The sequence below is a fragment of the Blautia sp. HA9023 genome (assembly GCF_056504095.1).
The window spans coordinates 899,295-917,923 of record NZ_JBWLUR010000006.1 but is presented as its reverse complement, the minus strand read 5'-3'; the positions used below and the strand labels follow the sequence as shown (position 1 = coordinate 917,923).

Sequence of the window (18,629 nt, the reverse complement as noted above, 5' to 3'; positions counted from 1 at the left end):
CACCAACTTTCCATAATCAGAATCAGTTTACCATATGCATACGGGCTTGTCAAAACCCTTTAGGCATATAAACATGCCCCTTTATCACCTGAAAAACCCTGTTTATCTCAAACTGATGACTGACAAAATCATCCAGTCCTGTACAGGTGATCAAAGTCTGAATATCATGTATACTTTCCAGAAGATAAGTCTGCCGGTTACTGTCCAGTTCCGAAAGTACATCATCCAGAAGAAGCACCGGAGTATCCTTGATCTTCTTTTTTACAAGATAGATCTCAGAAAGTTTCAGAGAAAGAGCTGCTGTCCTCTGCTGCCCCTGGGAACCGTATTTCCGGATATCGATCCCGTTTACCTTTACACAGAAATCATCTCTGTGCGGTCCCACAGATGTCAGCTTCATCCGAAGATCCCTGTCCCGGTTCTGCGCCAGTTTCTGTTCAAACTCTGCTGCAGTTACACTTGGTTCATACAGGATCTCCAGTTCTTCCAGCCCACCGGTCAGACCTTTATGGAGGCCTTTTGCAAGTTCATTCAGTTCTTCCACAAACTCTTCTCTTTTTTCAATGATCTTTTTTCCGTAATCTGCCATCTGCATATCCCAGATATCCAACGTACTTTTTAATCCCGGGTTCATATAACAGTCTTTGAGAAGACGGTTTCTCTGGTTCACAATGTGATTATAGCTTGCCAGCTCCGTGATATAAACTCCATCCAGCTGACAAAGCTCTGAATCCAGAAAACGTCTTCTCTCGCCCGGTCCATTCTTGATAATATTAAGATCCTCCGGAGAAAAAAACACAAGATTTACCACACCGAGCAGCTCTCTTGCCTTGCGGATCGGCAGCCCGTTAATGGCAACTCCTTTTGCTTTGTTTTTCCGGAGGTGCATGTCTATTTTGTATGAAAGATCGCCCTTTTTTACCATCATTCGGATATGGGATTCCTCATTCTCGAAGCGGATCATTTCCCGGTCCTTGCTTCCTTTGTGGGATTTACTGGTTCCGGCCAGATAAACCGCCTCCAGAATATTGGTTTTTCCCTGGGCGTTGTCACCGTAGAGAATATTGGTTCCCTGATCAAAATTCATCTCCAGCAACTCATAATTCCTGAAATTATTCAATCTGATGGATTCAATGTACATTCCTTCACCCAATTACATAAATATCTTTTCCATCGTAGGAAATCGTATCTCCCGGATGGATCTTACGGCCACGGCGGTTCTCAACCTCACCGTTTACCAGAACAAGTCCGTCATTGATCGCATATTTTGCCTCAACGCCGTCCTCCACAACTCCTGCCAGCTTCAGAGCTTGGCCAAGTTTGATAAATTCGTCTTTAATTCTGATCTCCAATTTTTTTCCCTCTTAAATTTTCTTTCCTGGATTTGGTTAACACTTTCCAATATATTGCTCAGTGGTGGTAATTAAATACCCCCATTCCCGGCGTTTTCCAAAAGGTGGTATTTTAAATTACCTCCTTCTGGCAGTTTCCAGAGTTTATCCTTTAGTTATCTTATTTTTGTAATGTGCGCGACCAGCGGACACACGCCGCCGGCCACATGGTTTTTCAGCATATGGAGAAAAATCTCCTGCTGTCTTTTTGTCCATTATATTGTACAAACTATTATCTTGCCTGATTCTGGTTGATATTTACCGGAAGAATCAGATACGTGTAATTTTCTTCATCATCACGGATAAAGCAGGGAGCTTTCGGGTTCACAAGATAAATTGTTACCGTTTCATCATCAATAACACGAAGGGCATCGATCAGGAATTTCGGGTTAAAACCGATCATAATATCTTTACCCTCTTTTTCAATATCGATCTCTTCATTCATGGAACCCATTGCAGAATCGATCCGAAGTTCCATATCATCATCTGTGATATTAATGATAATTGGTTTCTTGTCAACTTCACGAACCAGCAGCGTTGCACGGTCGATACAATCCAGGAATTCTTTTTTGTTGATTTTGAGTTTCGTCTCGTAATCACTGGAAAGCATCTGATCAATTCTGAAATATTCTCCTTCAATCAGTCGAGAAACTACCATAGTCTGGTCAAATTCAAACAAAATATGGTTTTTTGTGAAGTAAATACTTACCTGATCGTCAACTTCACCGGAAAGAATCTTGCTTACCTCACTTAAAGTTTTTCCCGGAACTACCACCTTACGGTCAGAATATTCTCTCTTAAGGGGCATTTTTCGGATCGCAATTCGATGTCCATCCAGAGAAACTACCTTCAGACAGTTATTTTTAATCTCAAAAAGTTCACCTGTCATCAGTTTATTATTCTCATTAACAGCGATAGAAAAAATGGTTTGTCTGATCATTTCTTTCAGCGTGTACTGAGAAATTGTCAGCGGTTCATCTTTTTCGATCATTGGTAAATATGCAAAATCTTCTCCGGATTTGCCAGGAATATTGAATTTTGCTTTTTCACAGGTAATCGTTGCTGTATATTTTTCGTCTGTTTTGATGGTAATGTCGTTATCAGGAAGTCGTCGGATGATTTCATAGAATATTTTTGCATCAAGAGCAACCCTTCCTTTTTCTTCAATAGTACCTTCAACAATTGTTTCAATTCCCAGTTCCATATCGTTGGTGGTAAATTTGATCTGGTTTGTTGTTGCATCCATGAGGATACATTCCAGTATTGGCATGGTGGTTTTTGATGGAACTGCTTTGAGTGCGATACTTACACTTTTTAACAGACTTGATTTGGAGCAGATAATTTTCATAATGTGTATAACTCCCTTTCTGGATAAATTGTGGTTTTTATAAATATATTTATAGAAAAAATCCGCCGTAACCGCCGTAGGGGGCCAGATTTTGTGAAAAACTCCCGCGAGGCCGGTGTTTTCAGGGTTTTTCGGGTGGGATAACTTTGTGTAAAAGTGGTAGTTTTGGATGTGAATAACCCGGGGATAAAATTACCGCCGTTTTTTCGCAAAAAAGTTGTACACATCTCTCCACATACAATCAACACGTTATACACCAGTAATGTGGAAAACTTCCCTAACCTTGTGGATTAATCTTCTTTTTCAATATATCAATGGTATTTTTTAAGTTATCGTCGGTCTGCAATTCGTTTTCAATCTTCTCGATACCGTGCATAACAGTAGTATGGTCACGGTTTCCAAGAGCTTTTCCGATATTTTTCAAAGGTGTGGAGATGATTTCGCGGCAGAGATACATAGAAACCTGGCGTGGCATGACGATTTTTGAGTTTCGTTTGTTTCCGCTTAGGTCCGCAGGTGTTACTCCATAATGTTCGGCAACAACGGAGATGATGTATTCTGGTGTGATCACCTTTTTTTCATCCGGAGAAATAATATCTTTCAGTGCCTGTTCTGCAAGTTCAAGTGTAACTTCTTTTTTCTCAAGCTTGGCTCCGGCCATGACCTTGTTGAAAGCACCTTCCAGCTCACGGATGTTGGATTTAATATTGGTAGCGATGTATTTGATAACATCTTCACTGATGCTGTAACCGTTCATTTCTTCATTTTTATGAAGGATCGCCATTCGAGTTTCATAATCTGGCAGCGTAATATCTGCGATCAGACCCCATTCGAACCGGGAACGGAAACGTTCTTCCAGGATTTCCATATCTTTCGGAGGTTTATCGGAAGATATGATGATCTGTTTTTTGGCACTGTGGAGACTGTTAAATGTATGGAAAAATTCTTCCTGTGTGGATTCTTTTCCTATAATAAACTGAATATCATCGACGAGAAGAACGTCAATATTCCTGTATTTTTCACGGAATTTGCTCATTGCCGTATTATTTCCGTTTCGGATGGTTTCGATCAGTTCATTTGTGAATTCCTCACTGGTTACATAGAGAACCCGGCTGTTTTTGTCGTGTTCCAGTATAAAATGAGCGATGGAATGCATAAGATGCGTTTTTCCGAGACCGGCTCCGCCGTAAATAAACAGAGGATTATAGGTATCTCCTGGTGATTCGGCAACTGCGAGTGCTGCTGCCTGGGCGAATTTGTTGTTGCTTCCTACTACGAAAGTATCGAAAGTATATTTTGGGTTTAAATGAGCTTCTTCGTAACGTGTATCATGATTCTGTTTATCATAGGAAGGTTTTTTTTCTTCTTCTTTTTCGAGGAGATCTTTTTTCAGAACAAATCGCACTTCACATTCTTCCATGCCTGTCAGTACACAGATTGTAACCTGAAGAGGTATTTTGTAGCGTTTACTGATGTAATTGACACCAATTGCCGCCTGTTCTGAAGGAACTGCCACTGTTATCAGACTTCCGTCAACCTCATAAACTTCCAGTGGCTTAAGCCAGGTATTAAAAGGGACATCATTCACCTCATATTCAGATTTGACAGTTTGCAGGATCTCCTCCCATTTTTCAATAACAGCGTTCATTTTTTCCTCCCATGAGTAATATAATAACCCCAGTTTGCGACTGGAGACAGATATCCTTTTATATATTACAATGAAAATGGGGTTTTAGCAATGGAAAACGTTGAGATTTTGGGGAAAACAATGTGGATAATTTGGGGAAATTACTGTGGATTAGGGTGGAAAATAGTGTATAACTGGGAAATCGGTTTCCATAAGTTAACGAGGTGTGGAAAATACGGAGAATTTATGTGTATAAAATTGTCCACTGTCAAAATACCGCAAATAAAGGGATTTTTTGAAGATGCTATAAAAAATCATCCTGAAAAAGTGGATAGTTTTACTGGTAATCCACTAGTTATCCACAAGTTATCCACATTTTGTGGATAATGTTACGTAAACCATAAGCGTAATCCACATAATGATAAAAAATAAAAACCACGAAGCAGGCGGTATTTTTCAAACCCCTGATTTTATCGGGTTTTTTGCAATTTTCCCTTGACGAAAAGGAGGTTTATTTATATAATTGAAACGATGTTCTGAATGATAAGTTATTTCATAACAATTATTAAAATAGATAAAGGAGGTGCTTTACCTATGAAGATGACATTTCAGCCAAAAAAGAGATCCAGAGCTAAAGTTCACGGCTTCAGAGCTCGCATGAGCACAAAGGGCGGACGTAAAGTATTAGCTGCAAGAAGATTAAAAGGAAGAAAACAGTTATCAGCATAAGCTGTAAGACCGCATTTATGTGGTCTTTTCTTCTATCCGGAGAAATATCCGCGCAGGCGGTATGATTAAGGAGGATCCGTTTGATCAGATCAGAGTCCTTAAAAAAGAATCAAGATTTTAAAGTTGTATATCAGAACGGAACATCATACGCGAATCGGCTTCTGGTGATGTACGTGCTGAAGAATCAGCACATGAAGAATCGTCTGGGAATATCAGTAAGCAAAAAAGTAGGGAATAGTGTGGTTCGCCACAGACTCACCAGACTGATCAGAGAAAGTTATCGTCTCAACGAAACAGATTTTGACAGTAACCTTGATATTGTAGTAGTAGCGAGAGCTTCAGCCAAGGGCAAAGGCTTTCACGAGATCGAGAGTGCTTTTATGCATCTTGCAAAAAAGCATCATATAACAGGGAATGAACATGATAAAGAAATTTCTGATTAAGATGATAAGACTCTATCAAAAATATATATCGCCGATGAAGAGAACGAAATGTCCTTATATTCCCACATGTTCTCAATATGGTTTGGAAGCAATCGAAAAATATGGCGCATTCAAGGGCAGTCTTCTTGCGGCATGGAGGATCCTGCGATGCAATCCTTTTTCCCATGGAGGCTATGACCCTGTGCCATGAATTATTTTGTGACTGTTTGGCCTCTTTTTCCCGGGGCGAAATAGTTACCGGACTTTTACAATTGAATAAGAAGTCTAGGAGGAAATGAATTTGGAACTGTTTTTAGCAACAAAAACCGGAACTCCTATTATCGGACAGATCGCGTCTGTGATGGGATGGATCATGGATGGCATATATAAGATGCTTGACGGCCTGTTCGGAATCCAGAACATTGGTCTTTGTATCATTATCTTCAGTATTCTTATCTTTGCCTTTATGACACCGCTGCAGATCAAGCAGCAGAAATTCTCCAAGTTAAGTGCGATCATGCAGCCCGAGATCCAGAAGATCCAGAAGAAATATCAGGGTAAAAAGGATCAGGACTCCATGATGAAAATGAACGAAGAAACCCAGGCTGTTTATCAGAAATATGGTGTTTCTCCAACCGGTAGCTGTGTACAGTTAGCCATTCAGATGCCTATTCTGTTTGCTCTGTATCAGGTTATCTACCGGATTCCTGCTTACGTTGGAAGTGTAAAGAACATTTTTACTGGTGTAGTTGACAACCTGTTAGCTGTAAACGGATACACAGATATCCTGCAGCAGTTTATCACAGACCATTCCATGACACGAGTACGTCTCGTTATGGACAGTGCCGGAAATGCTACAAGTAACTCTATTGTTGATTTTCTGTATGCACTTTCTCCTTCCCAGTGGAAAGAGTTGGCACAGATGGATCAGTTTTCAGGATTTTCTGATGCGATCACAAAAGCATCCGGAAATATTTCCAAGATGCAGGGCTTCTGTGGCCTGAATATCGCAGATCAGCCGCTGTACTATATCATGGAGTTCTTCAAAAATCATGGTTCTCTGTTACTTGCGATCGTAGCACTTCTGATCCCGGTTCTTGCATGGGCAACTCAGAATGCTGAACCTGAAGCTTATGCCACAGGCTGCAACACAGCCGGCAGACGGAAATGATCAGGCCAGCGCAATGGCAAACTCCATGAAAACCATGAACATGGTCATGCCTCTGATGTCTGCATTCTTCTGTTTCACATTCCCGGTTGGTCTTGGTATCTACTGGATCGCCAGTGCTGTCGTGCGAAGTGCCCAGCAGTTTGCCATCAACCGTCATCTTGATAAGATGAACATTGATGATCTGGTTAATGAGAATATGAAGAAGATCGAAGCAAAGCGTGCGAAGGAAGGACTTCCGCCGCAGAAGATCACCAACCAGGCTCATCAGTCCGCCAAGAATATCAATAAACCTGTGATCAATAAGGGTAACAGCGGAAACAACGGTGCTTCAGACAGAGCACAGAAGGTTGATACTGCTTATGAGAAGGCAAGAAATGCAAAACCAGGCAGCATCACAGCCAAAGCAAATCTCGTAAGAGACTTTGATGAGAGAAATAAGAAGAAATAATCAGGAACGGAGGGGTTCGTAATGGAGGATTACATTCAGTTTTCAGCAAAAACAAAGAATGAAGCTATCACAAAAGCGTGTCTTGAGCTTGGAACTTCCAGTGACCAGCTTGATATTCAGGTTATCAGTGAAGGCAGCTCCGGATTCTTCGGAATCGGCAGCAAACCTGCCGTGATCAAAGTTCGCAGAATCGAGCCAGTTTCTGATATGCAGGAGATCGATGAACTGGTAGAGTCCGTGAAACTGGACGCTATTAAAGAAGAGAAGAAATTAGACAAGCCTTTTACTCCAAATGTAAAGAAAGAATCTGCACCGAAGGCAGCTCCTGTAAAGGAGAAGAAACCGGTAAAAACAGAGTCTGTACAGGCGGAGAAAACATCTGAAGAGGCACCTTTGAAGGCTGCAGCACCGAAGGAAAGACCTGCAAGAGATTCCCAGGGTAAAGCAAAACCTGCACGTGAGAAACAGCCGAGAGCTCCGAAGGAGCGCCAGCCAAAGGAAACACGTGAAAAAGCACCGAAGCAGGGCAGACCGGTAGAGATCCTGACTGATCCGGAGAAGATCAAAGAGGTTGAGGAGAGAGCAGTAGTATTTCTTCGTGATGTATTCGGATCCATGGATCTTGGAGAAGTGGAGATCACATCGAAATACAACACAGCTGACGGTTCTCTGGATGTAGATTTTGAAGGTGAGGATATGGGTATCCTGATCGGAAAAAGAGGTCAGACACTGGATTCTCTTCAGTATCTGACAAGCCTTGTAGTAAACAAAGGCGAGTCTACTTACATTCGTGTAAAGCTTGATACAGAGGACTACAGACGCCGCCGTAAAGAAACTCTGGAAAACCTTGCAAGAGGAATCGCCTTCAAGGTAAAGAAAACCAGAAAACCGGTAGTTCTGGAGCCGATGAATCCATACGAGAGAAGAATCATCCATGCATCTCTGCAGGGCAACCGCTATGTAGAGACAGTCAGTGAGGGAGAAGAACCTTACAGACATGTAGTGGTAAAACTGAAACGTAATAATTACTGATTCAGTGGTAAGAATATAAGCCGTATCCCGGAGCGTTAAGCTTCGTGGATGCGGCTTTTTTTCATAAAACCGGAAAGTCAAGCGGATATTCGCAATGGAAGCAGGGGACTTACTTGATTTGGTTAAAAATTATCATTGCAATCTCCACAACAATTCTTTATAATCATTGAAGAGCAAATAATAAAAGATATTTCTGCAGCGGACATCCGGAATGCAGAGATCAGCTTTATAAATATGGAAACTGACAGAAGATGTTATTCTAGGTGAAAGCGTGAATAACACGTGTTTTTTGCGTGTAAAAAGCTTTTCCGGAGTAACATTTTTGCGTTTAACCGGATAAACTGTGCAGCAGTTATCTGATGCAGAATTACATAGCAGATGCGGATGCTTTTATCCGCCTGATAAAGGAGAGTGAAAAATGGAAGAGACAACGATTGCGGCGATTTCCACGGCCATGAGTGCATCGGGAATCGGAATCGTCAGGATCAGTGGCCCGGAGGCCTTCGAGATCGCATCCAGAGTATACCGTTCTAAAGGAGGAAAAAAATCTCTGAAAGACGTTCCAAGCCACACGATCCATTATGGATATATCTATGATAGTGAAGAAATGGTAGACGAAGTTCTGGTCATGGCCATGCGCGCACCAAGAACCTATACAGGGGAAGATACCATAGAAATCGACTGCCACGGCGGTGTTTTGGCTATGAAAAAAGTACTGGAAACTGTGCTGAAAAACGGAGCCATTATTGCCGAACCGGGAGAATTTACCAAGCGTGCATTCCTCAATGGAAGGATCGATCTTTCCCAGGCAGAAGCCGTTATGGACGTGATACAGTCCAAAAATGAGTACTCATTAAAGAATTCTGTAGGCCAATTAAAGGGTTCAGTCCGAAAAACCGTACAGCAGATCAGAGAAAAATTACTGTACCATATAGCGTACATTGAATCGGCATTAGACGACCCGGAGCACTATGATCTGACAGGATACTCAGAAGAATTAGAGCAGATCGTAGCAGAAGAAAAAGAAAAAATACAGAACCTGTTAAAAACATCCGGAGACGGAAAGATTATTCAGGAAGGCATCCGGACAGTAATCCTGGGCAAGCCAAACGCAGGAAAATCATCTCTGCTGAATCTGCTTCTGGGAGAAGACAGAGCCATCGTAACCGACATCGCAGGAACCACCAGAGATGTACTGGAAGAGTACATCAACCTGCACGGGATCACATTAAAGATCGCCGACACAGCCGGAATCCGCCAGACGGAAGATATCGTTGAGAAGATCGGCGTATCCAAAGCCAAAGAAATGGCAGCAGATGCGGATCTGATTCTCTATGTCGTAGATTCCTCCGTACCGCTGGATGAAAACGACGAAGAAATCATAAAAATTTTGCAAGAGAAAAAGACAATTGTCCTCTACAGCAAGACAGATCTTAAATCTGCTATAGATATAGAAGATTTGAAGTCCAGAATAAACCAGCCGGTAATTCCAATCTCTGCAAAAGAAGAAACAGGAATTACGGATCTGGAAGAAAAAATCCGGGAAATGTTCTTCAGTGGGGAGATAAACTTCAATGATGAAGTATATATCACGAATGAGCGCCACAGGCAGGAACTTCTGAAAGCGAAGGAGAGTCTTTCTCTGGTAGAGAACAGTATAGAGAGCGGAATGCCGGAGGATTTTTATTCTATAGATCTGACGGATGCGTATGAGAGTTTGGGAAGGATTCTGGGAGAATCACTTGGGGAAGACCTTGTTAATGAGATATTCTCTAAATTTTGTATGGGCAAGTAGTTCCCACGAGGGTTGCGTGAGTACGCAGGGACTTATGCATAGGTATAGGTTGCGGAAGCCCGCAGAGGTACTTCACATTGGAATGTGAGAAAACCGCAAAGGGGCACAAGGCCGCGCCCCTCTGCACACCCCTGGGCCTTTTTTACAAAGTGCGGCGATTGAGAAAGGCAGAAAGTTACTAACCTGTGCCTGTATGCTTCTGTACTGGCAATTCAACACTGAGCCGAAACGTGGCAAACAGAACTTTGTATACCCCCGCAGACGTGCACCGCACGTCGAGAGCCTCGTTGCAGCTACACTGCAACAATCGGCACAGCGTCCCATATTCAACACCGAAGAATACAGACAAAAGTCGATAAAGTCACACATCCCCACAACCAAGCGCTTCTAAAAAAAAGCCCGAGGGGTGTGCAGAGGGGCCGTGGCTTTACGGCCCCTTTGCGGTTTTCCTTATCTTCCCAAAGCAAGAACCCCATGCCTCCTGCCAAGGAAAGCAAAACATACATCACACAATAAAAACAAAGATAAAAAATAGAAATAAAGGAGAAAAAGCATGAAAAATCTGGAACAGTCTTTCGACATCATAGTAGTAGGCGCCGGCCACGCAGGCTGCGAAGCCGCATTAGCAAGTGCCCGTCTGGGCCTGCAAACAGTCATGTTCACAGTCAGCGTAGACAGCATCGCCCTGATGCCCTGCAACCCCAACGTAGGCGGCAGTTCCAAAGGCCATCTCGTCCGCGAACTGGACGCCCTCGGTGGAGAAATGGGCAAAAATATAGACAAAACATTCATCCAGTCCAAAATGCTCAACCAGTCCAAAGGCCCTGCAGTCCATTCTCTCCGTGCCCAGGCCGACAAACAGGCTTACAGCACCGAGATGCGAAAAACTCTGGAAAACACAGAAAACTTAACTATCCGCCAGGGCGAAGTAACAGAACTTCTGGTAGAAGATAACCACATCACCGGTGTAAAAACCTTTTCAGGAGCCACCTACCACGCAAAAGCCGTAGTTCTCTGTACAGGAACCTACCTCAAGGCCCGCTGCATCTACGGCGATGTCAGCAACTACACAGGACCAAACGGCCTTCAGGCAGCCAACTATCTCACGGATTCTCTGAAAAAACTGGGAATCGAAATGTTCCGCTTCAAAACAGGAACCCCTGCCAGGATCGCCGGAAACACCATCGATTATTCCAAAATGGAAGAGCAGTTCGGAGACAAAAGAGTCGTACCGTTCTCCTTCTCCACAGACCCGGAATCCGTACAGATCGAGCAGAAATCCTGCTGGCTGACCTACACAAACGAAAAAACACACGAGATCATCCGCGCAAACCTGGACAGATCCCCTCTTTATTCCGGAATGATCGAAGGAACCGGTCCGCGTTATTGCCCGTCCATCGAAGATAAAGTCGTCCGTTTTGCAGACAAAAAACGCCATCAGGTATTCATTGAGCCAGAAGGCCTTTACACAAATGAAATGTACATCGGAGGAATGTCCAGCTCCCTTCCGGAAGATGTCCAGTACGAAATGTACCATTCCGTACCAGGCCTGGAGCATGCCAAGATCGTGAAAAATGCCTACGCCATTGAGTATGACTGCATCAATCCACGCCAGCTCTACCCGACACTGGAATTCAAAAAGATCAAGGGCCTTTTCAGCGGCGGACAGTTTAACGGAAGCTCAGGATACGAGGAAGCAGCCGCTCAGGGTCTGATCGCAGGAATCAACGCAGCCATGGAAGTAAAAGGAAAAGAACAGCTGATCCTGGATCGCTCCGAGGCATATATCGGCGTTCTCATCGATGATCTGGTAACAAAAGAAAACCATGAGCCGTACCGAATGATGACAAGCCGCGCCGAATACCGCCTGCTGCTCCGTCAGGACAATGCAGACCTCCGTCTCCGCAAAAAAGGCTGGGAGGTTGGCCTGATCGATGATGAGACATACCATAAACTGCAGGAAAAAGAACGAATGATCCATGAAGAGATCGAGAGAGTAGAACATACGACTGTAGGCGGTTCTGCAGAAGTACAGAGCCTTCTGGAATCTCAGGGAAGTACATTGCTGAAATCAGGAACCACCATTGCAGAGCTGATCCGCAGACCGGAACTTAACTATAAAGTGCTTGCACCGATTGATAAAGAAAGACCGGAACTTCCAGAAGATGTATGTGAGCAGGTAGAGATCAACATCAAATATGATGGCTATATCCGCCGCCAGATGAAACAGGTGGAGCAGTTCAAAAAACTGGAGCAGAAAAAAATTCCGGAAGACATTGATTATGAAGATGTAGGAAGCCTCCGCATTGAAGCACGTCAGAAACTGGAGGCTTACAGACCGGTATCCATCGGCCAGGCATCCCGAATCTCCGGCGTATCCCCGGCAGATATCTCTGTACTTCTTGTATACCTGGAAAGCAAAGCCGGACATAAACATTGATAACATTCTGAATAATGAAAACATAAAAAACAAAGAATAAGAGAGGAAACTGCATGTACAATTTAGAAATCCTGGAAAAAGGCTGCGAAGAACTTGGAATTACTCTTAATGACACGCAGAAAAATCAGTTTATCCAGTTCTACGAATTCCTTGTAGAAAAAAATAAAGTTATGAACCTTACCGGAATTACAGAATTCGATGAGGTTCTCGTGAAACATTTCCTGGACAGCCTTTGCTGTGTCAAAGCCGTAGATATGAGCAAGGTAAAAACGGTCATGGACATCGGAACCGGTGCCGGATTTCCGGGGGTTCCCCTGAAGATCGCTTTCCCGGAATTGGAAGCCTGCCTTCTGGATTCCCTGAACAAAAGAGTGAAATTCCTGGAAGAAACCTTTGCACTCCTTGGACTTGAGAACATCTCAGCCATCCACGGAAGAGCCGAAGAATATGCAAAAAACAAAGCCTACAGAGAAAAATATGACCTCTGTGTATCCAGAGCAGTATCCGGTCTTGCAACCCTGTCCGAATACTGTCTCCCATACGTAAAAGTCGGAGGACTTTTTGTCTCCTATAAATCCGGCTCAGTAAAGGAAGAAGCCGAAGCGGCGGAAAAAGCAGTAAAAATCCTCGGTGGAAAGATCCGAGACATTCAGTACTTCGATCTTCCGGGATCCGAGATCAGCCGTTCCCTGGTCATCATCGAAAAAGTAAAAAACACACCTGGAAAATACCCGAGAAAAGCAGGAACGCCGCTCAGAGAACCACTGGCATAACAGAATCTTGCTGCTCAGAAAATGTAATCTCCTGTCGAACAAAAGAAGAATTTGTGTGACAGGAGATTTTTCGCTGATTTGTTTCACAAAATTATCACAAATTTATCCTACTTTTATCACAAATTACTTTTACACTATAAAATGATAGAGATGCCCCTGGATTCCCCCATTCTCTGTTTCATCCAGGGGCATTTTCTATTGAAAAGACGCCAGAGTCAAAGGGCCTCTGTTTTACGACCTTTTGCCTCTGGCATCTTATAAGATGGGAAATCAAGAATTGAAAAAGTATTTCCCGGAGAATAAAAGGAGGAGAGTAAAGTGATCGAAGTAAGTAATCTGGTCAAAAAATACGGCGATCATACAGCCGTTGACCATCTTTCCTTTCAGATCGAAAAGGGGAAAATTTACGGATTCCTGGGCCCCAACGGTGCAGGAAAATCAACAACAATGAACATGATCACAGGATACATTGCTTCCACAGAGGGAAAAGTAATGATCGATGGTCATGACATTCTGGAAGAACCGGAGGCAGCCAAGAAATGTATCGGCTATCTGCCGGAAATGCCGCCACTCTATTTTGACATGACTGTTCTTGAGTACATGAAATTTGCGGCTGATCTGAAAAAAATCCCAAGAAACCAGAAAGACAAACAGATAAAAGAAGTCATGGATATGGTAAAGATCACAGACATGAAAGACCGTCTGATCAAAAACCTTTCCAAAGGTTACCGCCAGAGAGTTGGCCTTGCACAGGCGATCCTTGGATATCCGGAAGTGATCATCCTGGATGAGCCTACAGTAGGACTTGACCCGAAGCAGATCATCGAGATCCGTGACCTGATCAAAAGCCTGAAACAGAAACATACGGTTATCTTAAGTTCTCATATCCTTTCCGAGGTGAGAGCAGTATGTGATTACGTTCTGATCATTTCACACGGAAAACTGGTAGCCAGTGATACGCCGGACAATCTGGAACGTCTGGCAGCAGGTTCCAACAGTCTCCTTATGAAAGTAAAAGGCGAGAAAGATACCATCCGAAAAGATCTGGAAACGATCGAAGGCGTTACCGGTGTGGAAATGTCCTACGACAGCGACGAAGAACTGTGGAAAACAAAAGTTTCCATTCAGGAAAATGTGGATATCCGCGAAAAAGTTTTCTATGCTATGGCAAAAGCAAACTGCCCGATCTACGAGATGCAGGTTAAGAGAGTTTCTCTTGAGGATGTATTCCTTGAGCTTACCGAAGGAGAAAAAAAGAAATCCACCGGGAAACAGGAAAGATCACAGTGGAAACCGGTAGAAGATAAATCTTCGGAAACAGAAAAATCTGAGAAAACGGAGAAAGCTTCAGATAAAAAAGAGGGGGATCAGTCATGACAGCAATTTTTAAAAGAGAACTGAAAAGCTATCTGACCTCCATGGTTGGATATCTCTTCATATTTTTTGTCCTGGTGCTGACTGGAATTTATTTTTCCGCATATCAGCTCTCAGCAGGTTATTCAAAATTTGAATCTACATTAAGCGCACTGACCTTCGTGTTCCTGATCGGTGTGCCGATCCTTTCCATGCGTGTACTTGCAGAAGAACGTAAACAAAAAACAGATCAGCTGCTTCTGACAGCGCCGATATCTGTGTGGGATATCGTATTTGGAAAATACCTTGCACTGGTAGCCGTATTTGCCATTCCGGTTGTGATCATGTGCTTTTATCCACTGATCATGAGTAAATTTGGAACCATTTCCTATGCTTCCGCATATACAGGAATCCTGGGATTTTTCCTTCTTGGATGTGCGAATCTGGCAATTGGTGTATTTATGTCAGCACTTACGGAAAGCCAGGTAATTGCAGCAGTACTTACTTTTGTATTTCTGTTTGCTTTCTATATGATGAATGGAATTTCCTCATTTTTCTCACAGACTTCCATGTCAACGGCAGTGGCATTCGGACTTCTGATCGTGGCGATCGCAATTATCATTTATACCATGATCAAAAATGTTCTGATCTCTGCAGTGATCGGAGTTGTAGGAGAAGTTGCCCTTGTGATCGTATACGTTGTAAAATCAAGTATTTTCCAGGGTGGTATCCAGAAAGTACTGAATGTATTTAATCTGAGCGGACATTATGAGAACTTTACAAACGGTGTGTTTGACGTGACAGGAATCGTATATTTTATCTCTGTCGTTGCAATCTGTCTGTTTCTCACCATGCAGTCCATTCAGAAGAGACGCTGGAACTAGGGGGTGAATGGAAATGAAATTCAGTGAGAAATTCAAGAAAAATAAAAGCGAGGCAGTAGAGACAGAAACTGCGCAGGATTCCGGGAAAAAGAAACATAAACCAGATCCGAAAAAACTGGTAGGCACTATCAGTAAAAAGCATATTAAAAATGGTACTTACAGCATGGCTATGGCAGCGATCTTTATCGTGATCGTAGTTGTGATCAATATGATCGTAGGTGCAATCCCGTCTAAATATTCGCAGTTGGATGTAAGTTCATCCAAGCTTTATACCATCGGTGATGAGACAGAGAAAGTGCTGAAAGCACTGGATAAAGATGTGACCATTTACCAGATCGCGCCAAGCGGCTCTGAGGATGATACGATTTCCAACCTGCTGTCACGCTATAAAGATGAGTCCAAACATATTAAAGTTGAAGTAAAAGATCCGGTTGTAAATCCGAAATTTGCTTCTGAATATACAAGCGATGATCTTGCATCAAACAGCCTGATCGTAGTTTGCGGAGACAGAAACAAAGTTATCAATTACAACGATATGTATTCTACTTCTGTAGACTACAATACCTGGAAGCAGACCACGACCGGATTTGACGGTGAGGGACAGATCACAAGTGCTATCGGATATGTGACATCCGAGAACCTTCCGATCATGTACACGTTATCCGGACATGGCGAAAAAGATCTGGATTCCAGCTTTAAAGAGGATATCCAGAAAGCCAACATTGATATCAAGGATCTGAACCTTCTCACAGAAGGAAAAGTTCCGGACGATGCTGACTGCCTGATGATCGTATCTCCGACGAGCGATATTTCCGAGGAAGAAAAAACAGAGATCCTGGATTATCTGGAGGCGGGCGGAAAGGCCATGATCTTCTCTGATTATACACAGGATGATCTGCCGAACTTCGATGCTGTCCTTGAAAATTATGGCGTAAAGCGTGCAGCAGGAATCGTATTTGAGGGCGACAGCCAGCATTATGGAATGCAGATGCCGTATTATCTGGTACCGACTGTTAACAGCACAGATGCAAGCTCTGAGACCGCTTCCGCAGGCTCTTATGTACTGGCTCCATATGCACAGGGTATTCAGAAAACAGATGATGTAAGAGATACCGTAACGATTGACAGTATCCTGACAACTTCTGACCAGGCTTACTCTAAGACAAACATGCAGAGCAGCAATATCGAGAAAGAAGACGGAGATGTAGACGGCCCGTTTGATCTTGGTGTTGCCATTACTGAGAAACTGGATGATGACAAGGAAACACAGATCGTTTACTATTCCACAGCAAATCTGATGGAGAGTCAGGTAAACCAGATGGTATCCGGCGGAAATGAAAAACTTCTTCTGGAGTCCTTAAACTGGATGACCAGCACAGATGACGGCAATTCCGTTTCCATCCCATCCAAGAGCCTTGAGTCTACAAGCCTGACCGTAACGGATTATGATGCGGCCTTCTGGAAGATCTGTACTATTGGTCTGATCCCGGGAGTGTTCCTTGTTGCAGGATTTTTAATCTGGCTTAAGAGGAGAAAAGCATAATGAAAAAATCAACCAAACTTGTTTCAGCTGTTGTTGTTCTGGCAGTTCTAGGTGGTACGTATGTGGGACTGAATACCTACGTATCCAAAGAGGAAAAGACAGAGAGCAGCAGTGAGGAGGAAAGCAAAACAGAAGTGTTTTCCGTGAAAACGGATGACATCAAATCTCTGGAATTTATCGTAGACAAGAAGGAAACTACCTTTGAGAAAAAAGATGATTCCTGGGTGAAAAAAGATGAGACTGCTTTCCCTGTAAATCAGACAACTCTGGATTCTGCAGCTTCCGCCATCGAAAAGGTGGAAGCTGACAGGGTTCTGAAAAAAGTAGACGATCTTACCGAATATGGACTGGATTCCCCGTCCAATACGGTGACCGTTGATACCAGTGATGGCACAACCAAGTTTAATATCGGAGATGAGAATACTTCCACGAATCAGTATTACATTTCCAAAGATGATGATGACAGTACTGTGTATGTAGTAGCGGCAGATACGGTCACTCCGTTTATGAAATCTCTTTACGATTATGCACAGGGAGAAGATTTCCCGACAATTGATTCTTCCACAGTAAAGAAAATCCAGGTAAGCGAGGATAAAGATTCCTATGTTCTGGAAGAAAATTCTGATGGAGCTACCTGGGATGTTTCCAGCGATGGAAGCAGTGATAAAGAAACTGCGGATACTACAGCAGCAGGAAATGTAACCTCCGGACTTGGAAATTTTGCATATGATCAGTTTGTAAATTATAATGCAGAGGATCTTTCACAGTATGGCCTTGATAAGCCGTATGCGACGATTACAGTGGATTATCAGGAAGAGGTGAAGGATGACAGCTCAGACAGTACAGATTCTTCAGAAAAGGATTCTACAGCCTCTGAGAGTGATTCTGAGAGTGTCGACAGTACTGATGATAAAGCTTCAGCAGAAAACAGTTCGACAGATAGTTCTGACAGCACGGATGCTTCTGATGACAGCAGTTCTTCAGAGGATACCAAGACAACAACAGTAGATAAACAACTTGTTATCTACGTTGGCGATGAAGCAAGTGATGGCAGTCGATATGTAACTGTGGATAACAAACATATTTATACAATGTCCGCGGATACTCTGAGCGCAGTTATTGACAAAGCACCATCAGATCTCTGGTCACTGATCGTCAATTATCTGTCTGTAAAAAATCTGGATCAGCTTCAGGTTACTTACGGCGGCGCAACAAATACTGTAAATGTTTCACGTGAAACATCCAAAGATGATGACGGCAATGACAAAGAGACAACGACTTATCAGCTGGATGGTAAGGAGATAGAAAGTACAACCTTTACCACTTTCTATAACAAGCTGATAAATATGGCAGGCCAGAAGAGACTGACGGACGCTTATACACCGGCTACAGACCCGGAGATGACTGCTGTATTCACAGACTCTGATAAGAACCAGACAACCGTTACCTTCTACACATATGACACAAACTATTACGCAGCTGTCGTTGGAAACAAAGTATTTCTCGTAAACAAAATGACGGTAAAAGAAATGTTTAATGCATATGAGACACTGATAAACGGTGAATCAAAAACAGAAGCCACAGCAACACCAACGGCTGAGGCGGAAAAGTGAAAAATAAAACTAAGCCCCGGAATTCCATGGATCAGGAGTTCCGGGGCTTTCTATAATAAA

General features: G+C 43.0%; 18 protein-coding genes. 14 read left to right on the top strand and 4 right to left on the bottom strand.

Annotated features, from left to right (window positions below; all coding sequences use genetic code 11):
• Window positions 1-49: 49 nt before the first annotated feature.
• The 4 genes from recF to dnaA all read right to left on the bottom strand — a co-directional run bounded on the left by recF (window position 50) and on the right by dnaA (window position 4,387).
• Complete coding sequence (gene recF / locus AC04Q6_RS08290; protein ID WP_118071878.1) at window positions 50-1,141, bottom strand: DNA replication/repair protein RecF; 1,092 nt, start codon at window positions 1,139-1,141, stop codon at window positions 50-52.
• Between the two features lie 4 nt (window positions 1,142-1,145).
• Window positions 1,146-1,352: an RNA-binding S4 domain-containing protein gene (locus AC04Q6_RS08285; RefSeq protein WP_021650164.1), complete on the bottom strand. Its 207-nt coding sequence runs from the start codon at window positions 1,350-1,352 to the stop codon at window positions 1,146-1,148.
• A gap of 271 nt (window positions 1,353-1,623) precedes the next feature.
• On the bottom strand, window positions 1,624-2,739 hold the full coding sequence (dnaN, locus tag AC04Q6_RS08280; RefSeq protein WP_118071868.1) for a DNA polymerase III subunit beta: 1,116 nt from the start codon (window positions 2,737-2,739) through the stop codon (window positions 1,624-1,626).
• A 277-nt stretch (window positions 2,740-3,016) separates the two neighbouring features.
• A complete protein-coding gene (gene dnaA, locus AC04Q6_RS08275; protein ID WP_118071869.1) occupies window positions 3,017-4,387 on the bottom strand; it encodes a chromosomal replication initiator protein DnaA in 1,371 nt (456 codons plus the stop codon).
• Window positions 4,388-4,477: 90 nt separating this feature from the next.
• On the opposite strand from dnaA, the gene AC04Q6_RS08270 reads away from it, so the two are divergent.
• The 14 genes from AC04Q6_RS08270 to AC04Q6_RS08205 all read left to right on the top strand — a co-directional run bounded on the left by AC04Q6_RS08270 (window position 4,478) and on the right by AC04Q6_RS08205 (window position 18,569).
• On the top strand, window positions 4,478-4,753 hold the full coding sequence (locus AC04Q6_RS08270; RefSeq protein ID WP_118071870.1) for a hypothetical protein: 276 nt from the start codon (window positions 4,478-4,480) through the stop codon (window positions 4,751-4,753).
• Window positions 4,754-4,960: 207 nt separating this feature from the next.
• Window positions 4,961-5,095, top strand: a complete 135-nt coding sequence (gene rpmH / locus AC04Q6_RS08265; RefSeq protein ID WP_005423866.1) for a 50S ribosomal protein L34 — start codon at window positions 4,961-4,963, stop codon at window positions 5,093-5,095.
• Between the two features lie 80 nt (window positions 5,096-5,175).
• The gene (gene rnpA / locus AC04Q6_RS08260; protein ID WP_021975975.1) at window positions 5,176-5,538 is read left to right on the top strand and encodes a ribonuclease P protein component; all 363 of its coding nucleotides are present in this window, start codon (window positions 5,176-5,178) and stop codon (window positions 5,536-5,538) included.
• Window positions 5,516-5,728 (top strand): membrane protein insertion efficiency factor YidD, encoded by a 213-nt coding sequence (yidD, locus tag AC04Q6_RS08255; protein ID WP_015526553.1) that lies wholly within the window; start codon window positions 5,516-5,518, stop codon window positions 5,726-5,728. Before rnpA ends, yidD begins: the two co-directional genes overlap by 23 nt.
• Window positions 5,729-5,818: 90 nt before the next feature.
• Entirely contained in the window at window positions 5,819-6,688 is an 870-nt protein-coding gene (locus AC04Q6_RS08250) for a membrane protein insertase YidC (RefSeq protein WP_476389632.1), read from the top strand.
• Complete coding sequence (locus AC04Q6_RS08245) at window positions 6,633-7,136, top strand: YidC/Oxa1 family membrane protein insertase (RefSeq protein WP_476389631.1); 504 nt, start codon at window positions 6,633-6,635, stop codon at window positions 7,134-7,136. Before AC04Q6_RS08250 ends, AC04Q6_RS08245 begins: the two co-directional genes overlap by 56 nt.
• A gap of 21 nt (window positions 7,137-7,157) precedes the next feature.
• On the top strand, window positions 7,158-8,168 hold the full coding sequence (jag, locus tag AC04Q6_RS08240; protein WP_021975973.1) for an RNA-binding cell elongation regulator Jag/EloR: 1,011 nt from the start codon (window positions 7,158-7,160) through the stop codon (window positions 8,166-8,168).
• Window positions 8,169-8,586: 418 nt separating this feature from the next.
• Window positions 8,587-9,963, top strand: coding sequence for a tRNA uridine-5-carboxymethylaminomethyl(34) synthesis GTPase MnmE (mnmE, locus tag AC04Q6_RS08235; RefSeq protein WP_021975972.1), 1,377 nt, complete (start codon window positions 8,587-8,589; stop codon window positions 9,961-9,963).
• 553 nt (window positions 9,964-10,516) lie between these two features.
• Window positions 10,517-12,403 (top strand): tRNA uridine-5-carboxymethylaminomethyl(34) synthesis enzyme MnmG, encoded by a 1,887-nt coding sequence (mnmG, locus tag AC04Q6_RS08230; protein WP_118063685.1) that lies wholly within the window; start codon window positions 10,517-10,519, stop codon window positions 12,401-12,403.
• A gap of 53 nt (window positions 12,404-12,456) precedes the next feature.
• Window positions 12,457-13,176, top strand: a complete 720-nt coding sequence (gene rsmG / locus AC04Q6_RS08225) for a 16S rRNA (guanine(527)-N(7))-methyltransferase RsmG (protein ID WP_021976018.1) — start codon at window positions 12,457-12,459, stop codon at window positions 13,174-13,176.
• Window positions 13,177-13,494: 318 nt separating this feature from the next.
• Entirely contained in the window at window positions 13,495-14,553 is a 1,059-nt protein-coding gene (locus AC04Q6_RS08220) for an ABC transporter ATP-binding protein (protein WP_118063689.1), read from the top strand.
• Window positions 14,550-15,413, top strand: a complete 864-nt coding sequence (locus tag AC04Q6_RS08215; RefSeq protein ID WP_021976020.1) for an ABC transporter permease subunit — start codon at window positions 14,550-14,552, stop codon at window positions 15,411-15,413. Before AC04Q6_RS08220 ends, AC04Q6_RS08215 begins: the two co-directional genes overlap by 4 nt.
• A 13-nt stretch (window positions 15,414-15,426) precedes the next feature.
• Window positions 15,427-16,956: a GldG family protein gene (locus tag AC04Q6_RS08210; protein WP_118071873.1), complete on the top strand. Its 1,530-nt coding sequence runs from the start codon at window positions 15,427-15,429 to the stop codon at window positions 16,954-16,956.
• Window positions 16,956-18,569 (top strand): DUF4340 domain-containing protein, encoded by a 1,614-nt coding sequence (locus tag AC04Q6_RS08205; RefSeq protein ID WP_118071874.1) that lies wholly within the window; start codon window positions 16,956-16,958, stop codon window positions 18,567-18,569. Before AC04Q6_RS08210 ends, AC04Q6_RS08205 begins: the two co-directional genes overlap by 1 nt.
• The last annotated feature ends 60 nt before the right edge of the window (window positions 18,570-18,629 follow it).

Excerpts from the sequence above, each read along its gene's own strand:
- dnaA (WP_118071869.1), bottom strand. The coding sequence starts at position 4,387 with ATGAACGCTGTTATTGAAAAATGGGAGGAGATCCTGCAAACTGTCAAA.
- rsmG (WP_021976018.1), top strand. The coding sequence starts at position 12,457 with ATGTACAATTTAGAAATCCTGGAAAAAGGCTGCGAAGAACTTGGAATT.
- AC04Q6_RS08205 (WP_118071874.1), top strand. The coding sequence starts at position 16,956 with ATGAAAAAATCAACCAAACTTGTTTCAGCTGTTGTTGTTCTGGCAGTT.
- rpmH (WP_005423866.1), top strand. The coding sequence starts at position 4,961 with ATGAAGATGACATTTCAGCCAAAAAAGAGATCCAGAGCTAAAGTTCAC.
- recF (WP_118071878.1), bottom strand. The coding sequence starts at position 1,141 with ATGTACATTGAATCCATCAGATTGAATAATTTCAGGAATTATGAGTTG.
- mnmE (WP_021975972.1), top strand. The coding sequence starts at position 8,587 with ATGGAAGAGACAACGATTGCGGCGATTTCCACGGCCATGAGTGCATCG.
- yidD (WP_015526553.1), top strand. The coding sequence starts at position 5,516 with ATGATAAAGAAATTTCTGATTAAGATGATAAGACTCTATCAAAAATAT.
- AC04Q6_RS08270 (WP_118071870.1), top strand. The coding sequence starts at position 4,478 with ATGGAAAACGTTGAGATTTTGGGGAAAACAATGTGGATAATTTGGGGA.
- dnaN (WP_118071868.1), bottom strand. The coding sequence starts at position 2,739 with ATGAAAATTATCTGCTCCAAATCAAGTCTGTTAAAAAGTGTAAGTATC.
- mnmG (WP_118063685.1), top strand. The coding sequence starts at position 10,517 with ATGAAAAATCTGGAACAGTCTTTCGACATCATAGTAGTAGGCGCCGGC.
- jag (WP_021975973.1), top strand. The coding sequence starts at position 7,158 with ATGGAGGATTACATTCAGTTTTCAGCAAAAACAAAGAATGAAGCTATC.
- AC04Q6_RS08245 (WP_476389631.1), top strand. The coding sequence starts at position 6,633 with ATGCTGAACCTGAAGCTTATGCCACAGGCTGCAACACAGCCGGCAGAC.
- AC04Q6_RS08215 (WP_021976020.1), top strand. The coding sequence starts at position 14,550 with ATGACAGCAATTTTTAAAAGAGAACTGAAAAGCTATCTGACCTCCATG.
- AC04Q6_RS08210 (WP_118071873.1), top strand. The coding sequence starts at position 15,427 with ATGAAATTCAGTGAGAAATTCAAGAAAAATAAAAGCGAGGCAGTAGAG.